Genomic DNA, 15599 nt, shown 5'->3' with positions numbered 1-15599 from the left:
GACTTTTATGGGGTGTTCACTAGGCCCCTTCTTTTATTTGAACTCGAATCGGAGCTCACCTTTTTCTAAATATAACGAAGCGTTAAACGTTTTCTCGCCTTTTTTAAACGTATGGACGTTCGATTGACCCCCGTTGATCATCTGTCTTAACTCATCCTTGACGAGTCCGACGCCGAGCACCTGCTTAGAGACGGTGAAACGACAGCCTTCACGATATCCGCTACAGCCGATGAATTTAGGATGTTCGACAAGTCCTTTGCCACAGCTCGGACAGACCCCGAACGACGCTTTCGGCCGTGCCGCCCCTTTCTTCCCATATCGCTTCGCTTCAATCGTATATCCTTCAGGATTCGCCGCCTCAACGCGCGATTTCGCTTCCTCGACGAGATGGATCGACATCTTTTTGGCTTGCTCGATAAATTCTGCGGCAGATGCGGACGCCTGTCCGATTTCATGGAGTCGCTTCTCCCATTTCGCAGTCATGACGGGCGAGGCCAAAATGCTGTCTCCGAGTACATCGATTAACAGACGACCCTTGTCTGTCGGGACGAGCTCCTTTTTCTGAAGCTGGACATATCCGCGCTTTTTCAACCCGTCAATGATATTGGCGCGTGTCGCCTCGGTCCCGAGACCCTCTACTTCTTTCATGATGTGAATCAACGCCTCATCATCAAGCTGTTTCCCGGCGACTTTCATCGCCATGATGAGTGCCCCTTCTGTATAGCGTTTGGGCGGTTCCGTCTGTTTCGACAGCACATCGACAGTCTTCTCCTTCAACACTTCCCCGACAGTCAGTGAAGGGAGCTCGACGTCTTTGGATTTCATCTCGACGACATCCCGATAGCCTGGACGTACGACGACGGTCCCTTTCGCCCGATAGAGATCCGTTCCATCTAACAGGTCGACCGTCGTCTTTTCAAGCGTCGCAGCAGGTGCGAACGCCGCGAGGAAACGCCGAATGATGAGATCATACAGTTTTGCCTCATCCCCAGCGAGCCGATTGACATCGCCACATGCTTCCGTCGGGATGATCGCATAGTGGTCACTCACTTTTTTTGCGTTGACGTAACGACGGTTTTTAGACGGGTCCTCGGTCAACAACTCTCGGAGTCCGCCATAGGCATCGGACTTCAGCAGCCTCGCCTTCGTTTGAGGGAACAGAGTCGCTTCGTCCGGTGTGACGAATCCAGAATCGGTCCGCGGGTAGCTGATCCATCCTTTTGTATATAACTTTTGCGCGATATCGAGCGTTTTTTTCGCCCCGAAACCGAATCGTTTCCCCGCTTCTGCCTGCAATCCGGATAGACTGAACCAAAATGGAGGTTGTTCGATTTTTTCTTCTTTGTCGATCGCTTGGACTGTAGCGGTGCCGGAAGCGCGCCTGACGACCGCATCTGCCTCATCGCGCGTCTTCAGTTTCGTCGTCTTTCCGATGGTGTACTTCGCCTTGAACGTGCTTCGACCTTTAAGTAACGTCGCCTCGACTTCGAAGTACGGTTCCGGTACGAACTGTTTGATTTCCCGTTCGCGATTGACGATTAGGGCAAGTGTCGGTGTCTGCACACGACCGAGCGAGAAGACGTCTTCGATTCCGATCGTCTTCAATAAGGTCGTATAAGCGCGTGAGGCATTCATCCCGACGAGCCAATCGGCACAGGCGCGGCTCATCGCCTCATGGTAATACGGGACCGTCTGCTCACCCGGCAGTAGTTCCGAGAACCCACGGTCGACCGCTTGTTCCGTCAAGCTTGAAATCCATAGCCGAGCGAGCGGTTTTTTGTTTCCCGCGAGCCTTAAAATCAGACGGACAATCGCCTCCCCTTCCCGTTCGGCATCCGAGGCGATGATGACGTCTGTGATGGAGCGATCGTGCAACCATTTTTTGATTGCATAAAATGGCTTTGATTTGCCTTTTGAGATACGGTAGTCGAACCGTTCGGGTACGATCGGGAGCGCATCATATTTCCATGACTTCCACTCCGGTCGATAGTGCGACGGTTCCTGGAGCTCACAAAGGTGACCGACCGCCCATACGACGATCGCCCCTTCAGGAAAACGGGGGCACGGAGAGATTTCGATCTCCTCTTTTCGCTTTTTAGATGGATAGGGAGCGGCCAGTTTTTGTGCTTGTGATGGCTTTTCCGCGATGATTAGTCTCATAATAAGAACTCCTTACTTCGCCTCTTAATTCGAGTCAAGACGTACCTGATTCGATTGCGTCTTCAATATATTTTACTATATCAAGTCATAGATGGACACATCGAGAGAGGTTTCGAACGGATCGAAGACGCGAGACTGACCCACAACATGTCCCGGGTCGGACGTTGTCTCGGCTACGACTCATTCGAGGCTTTTGAGATACCCTGAAAGTGGAGACGTACGACTTGCGTGAGCTCTAGACTCACATCGTCCTTCGAGACCTACGTATCGCTTTACAGCCACGACCGTTTCTAGAAATGACTAAACGGCTTGAGCCCAGTTGAATACAGGGCTCAAGCCGCCTAGGCTGGTTTTCATTCATTATACCGTCTACTTGACGGGGAGCAGTCCAAAAGCCAATCAAGGTTTTTTAATATATTTACACTTCTACATTTTCATTCCAAATGCGTTCAAATTCCTCTTTACTTATCTGCACTGGAATAAACTCCGAGTTTGCTGAAATCTCCTCAACTGTAGGATAAGGATGCTCTGACAAAATTGAGCCGCCAAATTCACTAGATTGTGTAGCATAACCAATCCTGCCATTTTTGTATATCTCAATTTTTCTGTTTTCATATCCTATATCATCAAGCTCGGCATAAATAATATACGGTTCGTCGGCAATCTTATGTATCCATTCTATCTTCAAAAACTGCATCCTATCGCCCCCTTTTTAATTTTTACCTGTACGGACAATTCTACCAGATAAGTCTAGCGGATTATCATTAGGAACTAAGTGAACTCCATCCCTACCTTTAACCACATTTAAGCTTGATACATCAATTTCAATGTTTTAACCGAATCCTTACCGGCAAAGAACTGAAGATCGAGCTTCAACGGCTCGTTCAGACCCTTGACGTTCTCACTCGATTGAGACCGCGTCTCTGTTTTCACGTTCCGCTGACTGACGGTTGAACTCTCTGAGGTCTTCGCTTGACTCTTTCGGATGAACCGTTGCCGGGTCTTGGCTTTCACGGTGGCAGTGACTTTCCTTGCCTTTCGGATCGATTTTGTCCCCACCGTCTTCGTCACGTGGAGCGTTCGGCTTGCTGTCCGTTTCGCATTCGTCTTCACCGCGGTCTTGGCCACTCTGTAGGTGGCGCGTGCGGTACTGACCGCCTTGTAGGTCGCTCGCGCCGCCTTGGCCGCCTTCCCGACCACGTTGAGTCCCGGCACGAAGTTCGACGCGATCATCGCCGCGGCACCGAGCTTTTGATACCAACGGGTGTTCTTGCTCTTGATCGTCTTGACGTCGTCGCCGATCAAGAAGTTATAGGCCTTGACACTTCCTTTTTTGACACCTCGCCGGAGCTTTTTGATCCATTTTGCGAAGTGACCGTCCGGGTCGATGTTGTTGACCGGGTCCGCCTCGGCATATAGATACGTGTTGAACGAGATCGGGTCCGTCTCGTCCCCCTCATATTCGTAGTGATGCTCATCAACAGGTTGAACGAGGAGTAGTGATACTCTTTCACTACGTCGACCGCTGCTTGCCTAGTATGTGCGCTTGCCGATTATCTGGTAAGACAGATCAAACTGGTGCGCCTTTAACGTATCGATTGAATCAGAATAAAGAATGGTATATAGTTAGTGTAAGTAAGGAGTAAGGATTCTTACCTCTCATAAGGGAGCAGGTCAACTCATCAACCGACAAAGATTGGTCAAGAAGAGTAGTGTTCAGCGAATAGAATAAAGAGAATAAAGGAGAGAAGAACCATGTTAGCAACAAAAACGAAAAAGGTTGCGGTTTCCAGCAAAAGACAAGTCGCCATTCCGAAAGAATTCTTTGATGCAATTGGTATCGAAAAAGAGATCATCATGGAATTGAATGATGGAGTAATCAATATCAAACCAGTAAGGACACATACGGACGATTTTTCAGAAGAAATATTAGCAGATGTTATTCAAGAAGGCTTCACTGGAAACGACATTTTGAAAGAGTTTCAACGTCGTAAAAATATGATTCGCCCGGCTATTTCACAGATGATCGAGGAAGCGAAGAGCGCTAAGCCAACATCAATAGATGATTTATTCGGTGATGACGACAAGGACTGATTTGACTTGAAGGATAACTTGCCAATTAGATTTCACCCCGCCGCTAAGAAGTATTTCATCAAGCTGAAAAAGAAAGATAAACAACTCAGTGAGCTGTATAAACTAAATCTTCAAAAGATTGTGGGTAACCCTGAAATCGGCGAATTTAAGACAGGTGATTTAGCCGGTATCCGAGGATATGATTTTAGGCATAAAGGGACCACCTATGAGATTGCCTATAGCATTGAAGTGTCCGAAGACGGAGAATTGATCGTTGTCATCTTGGCTGGAACAAGAGAAAATTTTTATCATGAGTTAAAACGATATTTAAAATCGAAGTAGATCGTCATGATCCCCTCTTTTATCAAGCAACTCGGAACACGAAATCCGAGATTTAAGTTCCTCCCCTGCAACCAATGTGCACGCAGCTTTTCGTGACCGGGGCTGAGATAAAACCAGCCGACTTAAGTGTTTGAGGTTTCGTCAAATTATACTCAATACCCCCTCTACCTCCTGTTGGTCTTGGCGAGCTCTGGAGAGGTCTCTGTTTTCACGCGTTCCGTTGTGGTAAGATGGGTGTAGCTCATACGATTTCCTCCGTCTGAATGTGTGTTGTGGTGACTTCATTCTACACGAGGAAAGCGTCATGGGCTTTTTTATGTTCACTTTTGGGTGTTGCACTTAATTTTATAATTCATCCCTTGTAAATGTTTTGTGATGGTCAGTTGTTTTATAAATTAAACCATCATTTAATTACAATAATCTATCGTTACCTCGATAACCAATAGCCCCGTAAGAATGTCCTTTTTTGAATGCAAAGTCATCTATCCCGACAAAAGGGGAGGTCCCCATCTCCACCTCGATATGATAAACCAGACGAAGTACCGTGTTATGGCTGATCCGTATACCAAAGCCTGAACAGATTTTCTCTGTCTCAAGAGCACTCAATGAAAAGACGAGAGAACGTTCTGCGCGTCCAAACGGGCACTTCGCCTTTGATAGACGGGGAGACACTCTAGTCGCTCCGCGAAAACCTTTTGATTGCAGGCGTCGTTGTCACAATACCATTTAGGCATGGATAGTTGGACAGAGACGGCCGTCCCACCCTCAGGGATGTTCATCCAAGTTCAGATATACGTTCCTTGCCCCCTCGAAGAATAGCAAGTGCATTGGGGACAGGATGCACCAACACTTGAAAGTCGGGCATTCACCTCGATTTGATTTAAGAAATGTGTCGATAATCGTTCGTCCAGTCTCTTCAATAAACGTTCCATTGAAATCACGACCTTTTGTCCGATTATACGACGATAACGCGAAAATATCACTCTCACCTAAAGTGCATAAGAACCAAATCAACTTGACGTCTACACCCAAATCTTTTAAGACAAAGTAATAACAGTACAACCTTTCACATTACCCTATTGTTTATCGCCACGAGCTTTGTCATTCTCGTTAGTTTGTTAGCCAATCCATGTCATAACTACCCCTACCATATAAAATGTCATCTCGCCCATTTCTCGTTCTTGTTTGTTCCTCCAAGTATTAAAACGATACTCCATGATGGTACAACCATCATGAGCTCTCGATTCTCAAACACAATCAGTTTCTTTTTGTCCTGCTCAATAATCATCCTTATGTTCCTGTATTATTTTTACAAAACAAAACCTTGAAAGGCATTGAGCCAATCAAGGTTTTCTAAATCTCTATTTATTACTAAAGCGTGAAATCCATCCATCTTCTGTGTATAATTCTCCGGATAAACCATCACTGACTTCTTTAATATTAATAACCTTATTTCTATCAGCTTTAATCATTACATTAATGTCTTCTTCTTGTTCTAATGTCCATAAAAGATGATGTAATGTCGTATCAACAATTTTAGGAAACAAATTAATAATAAATTGAACTTGTTCAGGACTAAATGTGTTTAATGTTTCAAATATTTTTTTTGATTCATTATCTCTCATCTTACCTTGGAATATTCTTTCCCAATCATCTATAGCTTCATCTCGTATTCTTCCCATTAAAACTTGACCAAAAAGATCCAATACTTGTTTATTATCACTCACTTTAATCCACTCCTTATTTATACCAAGGTATATTATTAGGCTCCCTGACACCTTGTTGACGCAAGTTTTTGAGAGACGCCGCTACTAAATCTCTAGCTTCTTGACGTGTTGCTCCTCCTGCTATTAATGCTTCTACCCCAATTCGAGTATGCTCTTTTAGAGTGTTAGGTCTTCCACTTTCATTGAGTTCTTTAAACAGTTCTCTTTGCTTATTCGTCATTTGTTGATGATTTAGTCCATTATCCTTCATAAAACTTTGACTTATACTAAATCCTTTTTTCGGATCATAATTTACATTTTCTTCAAATGCAGATTTTGCGTGAACATGATGTCCACCAACCTTACTATATTCACCCGTACCCTTACCGGCAAAAAACTGAAGGTCGAGTTTCAACAGCTCGTTTAGACTTTTGGCGTTCTCACTCGATTGAGACCGCGTCTCTGTTTTCACGTTCCGCTGACTGACGGTTGAACTCCCCGAGGTCTTCGCTTGACTCTTTCGGGTGAACCGTTGCCGGGCCTTGGCTTTCACGGTGGCAGTGACTTTCTTTGCCTTTCGGATCGATTTTGTCCCCACCGTCTTCGTCACGTGGAGCGTTCGGCTTGCTGCCCGTTTCGCATTCGTCTTCACAGCGGTCTTGGCCACTCTGTAGGTGGCGCGTGCGGTACTGACCGCCTTATAGGTCGCTCGCGCCGCCTTGGCCGCCTTCCCGACCACGTTGAGTCCCGGCACGAAGTTCGAAGCAATCATCGCCTCTCCAGTTTAACAGTGAGGCCACGACTCGGTACACAAACTTTCTTGGAATACAAAGTAGAACGAGAAAACGGCTTGTGTCCTGATCGATTCAAAACAAAAATCGTTTAGCTCATTTACACTCTCATTCGATTTTCTAGGGGACGAGTGTGAACCATAAAACTATGGCAACTAAAAAACCTTGAAAAGCATATAGCCAATCAAGGTCAAATATAAATTATTCTTTATTCAAAAAACTAAGAAACCCTTTGAAGTCATTACTACAACCTTGTACCTCACTTAAATCCATTCCAATGAAAGGTACCTGTACAAATGGCTTAATGTCACTTCTAACATCAATGCAATAAGCTGTATCCCCACCTTCAGAACCGATGATTAATAAGCCTGGGGCAAACTCTTCAACCCCATAAGCATCGTTTAATTCAATTAAATCCTCTATTTTCCACAATACTAAATAGGATTGACCAATTACACCTTCTCCACCATTAGAAAATAAAAGAAATTCATAATATTCTTGTGGAAAGTTAATACTCAGTAGTTCTTCAACCTTTTTAATATTGATTTCTGAAGCTGGTTCATTAAGTTCAAATTGACTTAATAAAGTTTTAATTTGTTCGTCCATTCTTATCTCCCTTTTTTCAAGTTAATTATTTCTTTAGATTACGCATAAGGTTATTCCAGTATCTTGTATACTCAGCATGCTCTTTCGGACTCAACGGGATTTTATTAGCATTATCCGTAGGGCTTCCACCAAATTTAACTGGATGAATTTCATGAATTTGTTTACCTTTTAGCTCTGGGTTTTTTCTATGCAAAGCAGCATTGGCATTATTAGCTGTCTTTCTTGCTTTTTGATATTCTTCACCTTCAAGCAGTCTAAAAGGACCATCAGGCTTCGGTCCATTGTTCGGATATCCATCCCAATTAGTTACAGAGAATTCACCTTGCTTTATGCTATTACCCGTACCTTTACCGGCAAAGAACTGAAGATCGAGCTTCAACGGCTCGTTTAGACTTTTGGCGTTCTCACTCGATTGAGACCGCGTCTCTGTTTTCACGTTCCGCTGACTGACGGTTGAACTCACCGGTGTCTTCGCTTGACTCTTTCGGGTGAACCGTTGCCGGGCCTTGGCTTTCACGGTGGCAGTGACTTTCTTTGCCTTTCGGATCGATTTTGTCCCCACCGTCTTCGTCACGTGGAGCGTTCGGCTTGCTGCCCGTTTCGCATTCGTCTTCACAGCGGTCTTGGCCACTCTGTAGGTGGCGCGTGCGGTACTGACCGCCTTATAGGTCGCTCGCGCCGCCTTGGCCGCCTTCCCGACCACGTTGAGTCCCGGCACGAAGTTCGACGCGATCATCGCCGCGGCACCGAGCTTTTGATACCAACGGGTGTTCTTGCTCTTGATCGTCTTGACGTCGTCGCCGATCAAGAAGTTATAGGCCTTGACACTTCCTTTTTTGACACCTCGCCGGAGCTTTTTGATCCATTTTGCGAAGTGACCGTCCGGGTCGATGTTGTTGACCGGGTCCGCCTCGGCATATAGATACGTGTTGAACGAGATCGGGTCCGTCTCTTCTCCCTCATACTCGTCGGCGACGAGGAAGCGCCCGATTTTGGCATCGTAGTCACGCCATCCCATGAAATAAAGACCGTTGTCCGAATCATACTGAACGCCGTAATGACCGACATAGCGATACGGGTTTTCTTCTGCCACCTCTTGACCGAGAGGCGTCAGACCCTCAAGCGCAATCAAATTCCCCCACTCGTCATAACTGTAGCGGGCAATCACTTCCTGAATCTCGTTCGTAATTGCAACAACGTCACCACGTTGGTTGAAGACGTAATCGAAAGTCGTCCCTTTATACTCAAAGTTAAGGAGCTTACCACTTGCATCTCGATAGAAATTCATCGTGTTCTCAAGCAAATCGTCTCCCGTTTTGCTTGATACAGAGACGAGATCCCCGTTTGAATCGTAATAGTAGAACTCAAAACGGTCGCCTTCAGCGTTCGTCACTTTCTTCGAAGAACGATTGTCCTCGCTGTCGTACGTATACTCGATGCGTTCGGTGACTTTACTTCCTTGCTTCGTTGTGATGCTCATCAACAGGTTGAACGAAGAATAGTGATATTCTTTCACCACATCGACCGCAGCCTGTTTCGCGCTACTCGATGTGCTTGACGGTTTACGAATCGTTTCTTTTGCTAATGATCCATTCTCTCTAAAATCATAGCTGATGTGGCGATAAGTGTTCGTCTCTTTGTCGTACTGAATTGAAGTATCGATACGGTTTCCTTGTAGGTACTTATTTTCAGAGATCAATTTGCCGGACTGGTCTTCTGATTTCAGCATGTTCCCGCTCAAGTCATACGTATAGTCTATCGTGTCGCTCCCTCGAGTGACAGATTGCAAGAACCCTTCCTTCGTATAGGTATATGTTTTTTGCTCGGAATCATTGTTCGTCGCCTTGATGATTTGCTCATCTTTGTTATATTCATACGTTTCAGAGAAAATGACCGTCTCCGTGTCCTTCTTATTCGTCTGGATCTGGGTCATCTTCTCATTCGGACCATAATTCATCTCATGAGTCAGTCTCGGTCCCCTGATTTTTTTGATTAACTCCGACGTGGTATAGGAGAACTGGAACTCTTCATTGCGCGGTGTAATGATTTTCTTCACTAAATCATTTTCATTATAGTATATCGTTCCCTGACCGAGAGCAGATTGAATGATTTCGGCATTCTCGTCATCTTTATACGTTAAGCTAACAATCCCATTTTCATTCTTCTCTCATGTATATAAAATATGAAATTCCCGTGTTTATTACTTTCCGCTATCATTAGACTAAGAAATACATAAGTGAAGGAGTGTCGCCATGTCTTATCTCATTTTGTTCGCCGCTGTCTTTTTCTTGTCGACGAGCGTCCTATTCGTCAAATGGACGTCCGCTCCGGCCGAGACGGCCGCCTTTTACCGCATGCTGATCACGTGTCTGATGCTGTTGCCGTTTGTCGATTTCAAATCACTCATCGGAACACGTCTCATGACTCGATATGCCTTACTCCTTAGCGGGACGCTTCTCGCGTTTCATTTTTGGCTCTGGTTTTTATCGCTCGATTATACGACAGTCGCCAGTTCGACTCTTTTCGTCACATCAAGCCCAATCTTTGTCTTGATTGGAAATGCCGTCATCTTTAAAAAAAATCCGACCAAACAAGGACTCACTTACGCACTCGTCGCTGTCCTCGGGGGTATGCTCGTCGCCGCAGGGGATGTTCAACTCGGTCGTGAAGCGCTCTTCGGGGACATGCTCGCCTTGCTCGCCGCTCTCCTCATCGCCGGATATTGGCTCGTCGGACAACACGTCCGTACCGAGATGAAGACGAACACGTATTCATTTAGCGTTTACCTCGTCGCGACGGTCGTTCTTTGTTTCATGTTGCTCGTACGCGACACGTCGTTCACGGCATTCGAATCGGTCAACTGGTGGTACTTCCTCGCACTCGCATTCTTTCCGACGATTCTCGGGCACAATCTGTTCAACTATGCGCTCGCACGGGTCAGTGCGACAGTCGTCAGCATCACGATTCTCGGTGAGGCACTATGGGGAATGTTGTTCGGGTACGCCTTTTTCGGAGAACGTCTCGGTCCGTTGCAGTGGACCGGTGCCATCGTCCTCCTCGCAGGGATCTATCTGTTCCTAAAAGAAGACGTCCGCTCGACTCGAGCGGACGTCTGATTATAGATTCGTAGCTTTCGGGTCCCCCGGACGATCTTCTGCATCCTCTTCTGAAGGACGGAACAATAATTTACGGTCCCAAAACGCCAGAGCGACCGCCGTCAAAAACGTCATCGCATCCGCAATCGGGAATGCGAGCCAGACGCCGAACACCCCAAGAAACGATGGTAGGATGAAGACGAGCGGAATCGTATAGAGCGTCTGACGGGAAAGCGAGAGGAACATGGCGACTCGCGCCTTTCCGAGCGACTGATAAATCCCGTTGACGAGCATTTGCACGCTCGGTAAGAAGGAGACCGCGAACAGGATGTGAATCGCGGTCACCCCCCCGGCAATGAGCGCATCATCCGTCGAGAACCATCCCATGAGCGTATGCGGGAACAACTGCAAGACGAGCCAAATGACCACGGCAATCGCAATCCCGGCACGCATCGCCGTCCAAATCGTCTCACGCATGCGGTCGAACCGTTCGGCACCGTAGTTATATCCGACGATCGGTTGCATCCCTTGGACGATGCCCATGATCGGCATACCGACGAGCGCCATGAACTTGTTGATGATGGCGAAGATCGCCAACTCTTCCGTCCCACCGTACGTCCCGAGCATCACGTTGACGCCGACGAACAGAATCGATTGAGATACCATCATGATGAACGAGGACGAACCGATTGCCATGATCTCCTTGATCTCGTCGAACCGAATCCGGAACTGTCGCCATTTGAAGCGCAGTTCCGTTTTTGGTTTACGGGCAAAAAAGAAGCGAAGCATTAAAATGGAACCGACGACTTGTGCGAGCGCCGTCGAGAGCGCTGCCCCGTACATTCCCCACTCAAAGGTGAAGATAAAAAGAGGGGTCGTTACGAGATTGACGAGGACGGTCGTCAACATGACCTTCATCTGATAGGGCGCCTGACCTTCAGCACGTACCATCGCACTTGAAGCAAGCGTGAACATAAAGAAGGGTGAACTGATCAATACGACCGATAAGTATTGTCGGCTAAGTTCCATGATTTCGGATGTCGCCCCGAACACCATTAATATCTCATCTAGCATAAAAAAGGCAGAACTGACCGCAAACGCCGCAAACAGACCGACGAGGACGAGCACGTTTAAAAACGTGACGGCCGCGCCGGCATCGTCCCCGCGCCCGAGCTTCCTCGAACTGATGGACGCCCCGCCTAGTCCGACCGCACTGGACACGGCCATCAAGATCATCTGAATCGGAAACGCAATCCCGATGGCGGCGACGGCTGAGGCGCCGATCCCACGGGCGACAAAAATCGTATCAATGATGTTATAGAGCGCCGTCACGAGCATCCCGATCATCGCCGGAAGCGATAATTTGAAGAGGAGTCGACCGATGGGCTCCGTCCGTAATTGCTCTGTGTTTTGGTTCATCCTTCCATCCCTCCGTCTCTATCTCTTAGGGTAGCAGGATTGGACGGTTCGGGCGACTATGTTGGCTCGGAGGATGTGTCAGACGACTACGCGTGCGGGTACACCTTTTCGCTTGCGCATAATAAAATCGGTCGCGACCGGTTCATCTACTTTCACGCGAATCGTCATCATCGCTTGATTGGCTGACTCGAGCGTCTGACCATCCACATCTTCGATTGACTCGATGACTTGCGAGAATCGTTTAAATCCGGGACCAAAAAATTCGACCTCTTCCCCGACCGAGAAATGGTTTCGTTGCTCTAGTGTCGCCACCCCGCTCGTCGGGTCGTATGAGATGACCCTTGCGGCAAAGGCGTACTGCGGAATCGAACGCGGTTTTCCGAACAACTGCTCTTTTTCGGTTGGAATGCCGTAATAGAATCCGCTCGCCAGTTCACGTTGGGCCGCTTTCCAAATCTCTTCTTCCCACGCCGGGTCGAAGACAAAATTCTCCGGGTCCTCACAGTATGCGTCAATCACTTGACGATAGACATTACATACGGTCGCGACGTAATGAATCGACTTCATCCGCCCCTCGACTTTCAAACTGTCGACCCCCGCGTCCACGAGGTCGGGGATATGCCGGACCATCGATAAGTCGACCGAGCTCATTGTGAACGGTTCTTCGTCGCGCGCTTCCATCTCTTCTGTCAACAGCTCACCCGCTTCGAAGAATCCATATTTCCAGCGGCATGACTGGGCGCACCCGCCACGGTTGGCATCACGTAGTGTCATGTGGTTCGACAACGTACAGCGTCCTGAATAAGAGATGCACATCGCCCCATGGACGAACGTCTCAATCTCGACATCGACTTCTTGTTTCATCTGAACGATCTCATCCATCGAAACCTCTCGGGCGAGGACAATCCGTTCGAGCCCCTCCTCTTTCCAAAAGCGAAGTGTCTCGTAGTTGGTCGCCGAGGCTTGAGTCGATAGATGGACCGGCAGTCCTTCAGCTTCCGTGAGACACGTCTCGATCATCGCCGGATCGGAGACGATGACCGCGTCAATTCCGATATCACGCAGTGTCAGAAAGAATTCACCTGCCCCTTCGATATCGCCTTCATGCGTCACCATGTTCGCGGCGACATATACTTTCGCATTGCGAGCATGGGCGAACGCCACACCTTCTCGCATCTCCTCATAACTAAAGTTACCGGCACGTGAACGCAGACCAAACTGCTGCCCGCCGATATAGACGGCGTCGGCCCCGTAGTGAATCGCCATCTTCAATTTTTCTAAGTTACCTGCTGGCGCTAATAATTCTGGACGTCGTTTCATGTTTATCCCTCACTTGATCTCTTCTGGCTTGCGTAACAACAATCCCGTTCCGAGACGGAATCCTTCCGGTTGCAGGTCGTTGAGACGGGCTTCCATCTCAACACGGTCAAATCGACCGTTCAATAGGTTCGCACGGGCGAACGTAAACAATTTAACGATTTCGACAAACTGGTCGCCCGCATGCCATCCGTCAAGTTTCCACGTATGCAGCCCATGTTTGACCAATGTCGGCAGCTGTCCCATCAGTGTCAGATCTTCAGAGAAAATATGCGTCCCGTTCTCGTCTTCATAGATCGGATAGCGGCTCGATGCATCAGCAGGCTCGCTCATATAATACTCGTGCTGTTTCGCCTCTTCAAAAGGACGACCGAGTTCGTTGAAATAGTTCGTCACGAGCGGACGCTTGGAGTGATGGATACAAGTGGGACCATACACCTGTACTTCTACCGGCAGTCCGATTTGTTGCTGGATGAGAGCAAGTTCCTCGAGCGTCACTTCGCGTGCGACGACCGCCCCGATCGCTTCCCGTTTACCCCAAAATTGAATCTGTTTGGCGGACGTGACGAGCGTTTGCGCATCGTACCAATAAGGAATCTTCGCTTGTCGAATCAGACGGATTGCTCCCGGGTCTCCAGCCGTCACATCATCGACCCCGATCGCCTTCAGTTCCTGTAAATATTCGGGCAACTCATCAATCTGGTCATTATGCATCAAATTGTTGACGGCCACCGTCACTTCTTTCCCGTATCGGTGCGCAAGTCGTGTGACTTCCCTCACAGCATCGATTGTCCACTCTCCTTTATGTCGCAATCCAAACCGGGCGTTTCCGACATATAATCGGTCCGCTCCCGCTTTGATTAACGCTTCTGCTTGATCGACGCTTTGCGCCGTAGTCACGAGCTGAATCATCATGATTGTTCTTCTCCCTACTTTGTGAGTCTAATCACATTTTCTTGCTATACTTTAGCATACGTTCGAATGTGTAAACGGGGCAGGATTTTAACAACTCGTGAAGAATTCAGTAACAATGTATGACTTTTCATTAAAGGAGTGGATCACGTTGTCAAAGACAGCTTTAATCACGGGTGCCTCGATGGGCATCGGTCTAGACTTGGCCGTACTCGCCGCACGGGACGGATATGACTGTATTCTCGTCTCCCGAAACGAGCCGCGCTTACACGAGTTAAAGAAAGTATTAGAGACGAGATATCGGATCAACGTCCATGTTTTTGCCGTTGATCTGGCAAAACATGATGCCGCAGCCCGTTTGACCGACATGATTGCCGAGGCGGGACTTTCTGTCGACTTTTTAATCAACAATGCCGGCTTTGGTACATCCGGCGCATTCGCCGACCTCGATGCTGAGACGGAGGCGGACGAGGTCCGATTGAACGTCAACACGTTGACCGAGCTGACGAAAGCCTATTTACCGGCCATGCTCGAACGTGATCACGGTCACGTATTAAACGTCGCCTCCGTCGCCGCATTCCAACCAGGTCCGTATATGGCCGTGTATTATGCGACGAAAGCGTACGTCCTTTCCTTCACCGAGGCAGTTCATGCTGAAGTGAAAGGGAGCGGTGTTCATGTGAGCGTGTTATGTCCTGGCCCGACTGACACGAACTTTTTCAATCGTGCCGGTAGCGAGTTGTCGTTCTCGAAAATGCCATCCCATCTCGTCGCCTTCTTCGGATATAAAGGGGTCATGAACAATAAACGCGTGATCGTACCCGGGCTCTCGAATCAGCTCTTAGTCGGTTTGGCTAAGTTGATGCCACGAGCGCTCAGTCTTGAAATACTTCGCCGTATGCAAAAACCGTCGGACGGCGTTGCCGCTGAATCGACGACATGAAAAAAGAGCGACCTAGACGGGTCGCTCCCAGCTTGTTGACGAACCAGGTCGCCTCTTGCGACCTGGTTCGTCCTTTTTTGTGGTTCCCGGTTTCTTGAGGCGTTCTGCCCCCATAAAATTGAAGAAATGCTATATAGACGGTCTTCTCTGGCCAACAGATTGGCCAGCTTCTTCATGTTTTGTGCGGTGGCTGCCACCAGATTGGCGCGCTGGACCTTCTTGATCCCCCTGTAGA

At 48.0% G+C, this 15599-nt stretch carries 14 protein-coding genes; 4 read left to right on the top strand and 10 right to left on the bottom strand.

Going from position 1 to position 15599, the window contains the following annotated elements; translation table 11 throughout:
• Positions 1-33: 33 nt before the first annotated feature.
• The 3 genes from KNP00_RS10985 to KNP00_RS10970 all read right to left on the bottom strand — a co-directional run bounded on the left by KNP00_RS10985 (position 34) and on the right by KNP00_RS10970 (position 3465).
• A complete protein-coding gene (locus KNP00_RS10985) occupies positions 34-2160 on the bottom strand; it encodes a DNA topoisomerase III (protein ID WP_215145147.1) in 2127 nt (708 codons plus the stop codon).
• A 418-nt stretch (positions 2161-2578) separates the two neighbouring features.
• Positions 2579-2857, bottom strand: a complete 279-nt coding sequence (locus KNP00_RS10980) for a DUF6881 domain-containing protein (protein WP_215145145.1) — start codon at positions 2855-2857, stop codon at positions 2579-2581.
• A 107-nt stretch (positions 2858-2964) separates the two neighbouring features.
• Positions 2965-3465 (bottom strand): hypothetical protein, encoded by a 501-nt coding sequence (locus KNP00_RS10970; protein ID WP_215145141.1) that lies wholly within the window; start codon positions 3463-3465, stop codon positions 2965-2967.
• Between the two features lie 450 nt (positions 3466-3915).
• Here KNP00_RS10970 and KNP00_RS10965 point away from each other — a divergent pair, with 450 nt between their 5' ends.
• Both KNP00_RS10965 and KNP00_RS10960 read left to right on the top strand, forming a co-directional pair.
• Positions 3916-4254, top strand: coding sequence for an AbrB/MazE/SpoVT family DNA-binding domain-containing protein (locus KNP00_RS10965; protein ID WP_215145139.1), 339 nt, complete (start codon positions 3916-3918; stop codon positions 4252-4254).
• A gap of 6 nt (positions 4255-4260) precedes the next feature.
• Positions 4261-4575, top strand: coding sequence for a type II toxin-antitoxin system RelE/ParE family toxin (locus KNP00_RS10960; RefSeq protein ID WP_215145137.1), 315 nt, complete (start codon positions 4261-4263; stop codon positions 4573-4575).
• 1361 nt (positions 4576-5936) lie between these two features.
• On the opposite strand, the gene KNP00_RS10955 is transcribed toward KNP00_RS10960, so the two are convergent.
• The 4 genes from KNP00_RS10955 to KNP00_RS10940 all read right to left on the bottom strand — a co-directional run bounded on the left by KNP00_RS10955 (position 5937) and on the right by KNP00_RS10940 (position 9734).
• On the bottom strand, positions 5937-6302 hold the full coding sequence (locus KNP00_RS10955; RefSeq protein WP_215145135.1) for an epimerase: 366 nt from the start codon (positions 6300-6302) through the stop codon (positions 5937-5939).
• A 13-nt stretch (positions 6303-6315) separates the two neighbouring features.
• Positions 6316-7053 (bottom strand): hypothetical protein, encoded by a 738-nt coding sequence (locus tag KNP00_RS10950; protein ID WP_215145133.1) that lies wholly within the window; start codon positions 7051-7053, stop codon positions 6316-6318.
• Positions 7054-7273: 220 nt separating this feature from the next.
• The gene (locus KNP00_RS10945; RefSeq protein ID WP_215145131.1) at positions 7274-7678 is read right to left on the bottom strand and encodes an SMI1/KNR4 family protein; all 405 of its coding nucleotides are present in this window, start codon (positions 7676-7678) and stop codon (positions 7274-7276) included.
• A 25-nt stretch (positions 7679-7703) separates the two neighbouring features.
• The gene (locus KNP00_RS10940) at positions 7704-9734 is read right to left on the bottom strand and encodes an RHS repeat-associated core domain-containing protein (RefSeq protein ID WP_215145129.1); all 2031 of its coding nucleotides are present in this window, start codon (positions 9732-9734) and stop codon (positions 7704-7706) included.
• A 196-nt stretch (positions 9735-9930) separates the two neighbouring features.
• Here KNP00_RS10940 and KNP00_RS10935 point away from each other — a divergent pair, with 196 nt between their 5' ends.
• Entirely contained in the window at positions 9931-10794 is an 864-nt protein-coding gene (locus KNP00_RS10935) for a DMT family transporter (protein WP_215145128.1), read from the top strand.
• On the opposite strand, the gene KNP00_RS10930 is transcribed toward KNP00_RS10935, so the two are convergent.
• From KNP00_RS10930 to KNP00_RS10920, 3 genes are all read right to left on the bottom strand, one after another.
• A complete protein-coding gene (locus tag KNP00_RS10930) occupies positions 10795-12192 on the bottom strand; it encodes an MATE family efflux transporter (protein ID WP_215145126.1) in 1398 nt (465 codons plus the stop codon). It lies immediately after the preceding gene.
• A gap of 78 nt (positions 12193-12270) precedes the next feature.
• Complete coding sequence (locus KNP00_RS10925; protein ID WP_215145124.1) at positions 12271-13512, bottom strand: peptidase U32 family protein; 1242 nt, start codon at positions 13510-13512, stop codon at positions 12271-12273.
• A gap of 9 nt (positions 13513-13521) precedes the next feature.
• Positions 13522-14418 (bottom strand): peptidase U32 family protein, encoded by an 897-nt coding sequence (locus KNP00_RS10920; protein WP_215145339.1) that lies wholly within the window; start codon positions 14416-14418, stop codon positions 13522-13524.
• Between the two features lie 154 nt (positions 14419-14572).
• Between KNP00_RS10920 and KNP00_RS10915 the strand changes: the two genes are divergently transcribed.
• Positions 14573-15364, top strand: coding sequence for an SDR family NAD(P)-dependent oxidoreductase (locus KNP00_RS10915; protein WP_240542850.1), 792 nt, complete (start codon positions 14573-14575; stop codon positions 15362-15364).
• The last annotated feature ends 235 nt before the right edge of the window (positions 15365-15599 follow it).

The organism is Exiguobacterium qingdaonense, assembly GCF_018617855.1.
Lineage (GTDB): Bacteria > Bacillota > Bacilli > Exiguobacteriales > Exiguobacteriaceae > Exiguobacterium > Exiguobacterium qingdaonense.
Note: the sequence above shows the minus strand (reverse complement) of the source record. Positions and strands in the feature narration are given on the sequence as shown.

What these genes read in the sequence shown, in the direction of transcription:
- KNP00_RS10985 (WP_215145147.1), bottom strand. Translation starts at nt 2,160, where the DNA reads ATGAGACTAATCATCGCGGAAAAGCCATCACAAGCACAAAAACTGGCC.
- KNP00_RS10925 (WP_215145124.1), bottom strand. Translation starts at nt 13,512, where the DNA reads ATGAAACGACGTCCAGAATTATTAGCGCCAGCAGGTAACTTAGAAAAA.
- KNP00_RS10930 (WP_215145126.1), bottom strand. Translation starts at nt 12,192, where the DNA reads ATGAACCAAAACACAGAGCAATTACGGACGGAGCCCATCGGTCGACTC.
- KNP00_RS10980 (WP_215145145.1), bottom strand. Translation starts at nt 2,857, where the DNA reads ATGCAGTTTTTGAAGATAGAATGGATACATAAGATTGCCGACGAACCG.
- KNP00_RS10965 (WP_215145139.1), top strand. Translation starts at nt 3,916, where the DNA reads ATGTTAGCAACAAAAACGAAAAAGGTTGCGGTTTCCAGCAAAAGACAA.
- KNP00_RS10945 (WP_215145131.1), bottom strand. Translation starts at nt 7,678, where the DNA reads ATGGACGAACAAATTAAAACTTTATTAAGTCAATTTGAACTTAATGAA.
- KNP00_RS10950 (WP_215145133.1), bottom strand. Translation starts at nt 7,053, where the DNA reads ATGATTGCTTCGAACTTCGTGCCGGGACTCAACGTGGTCGGGAAGGCG.
- KNP00_RS10935 (WP_215145128.1), top strand. Translation starts at nt 9,931, where the DNA reads ATGTCTTATCTCATTTTGTTCGCCGCTGTCTTTTTCTTGTCGACGAGC.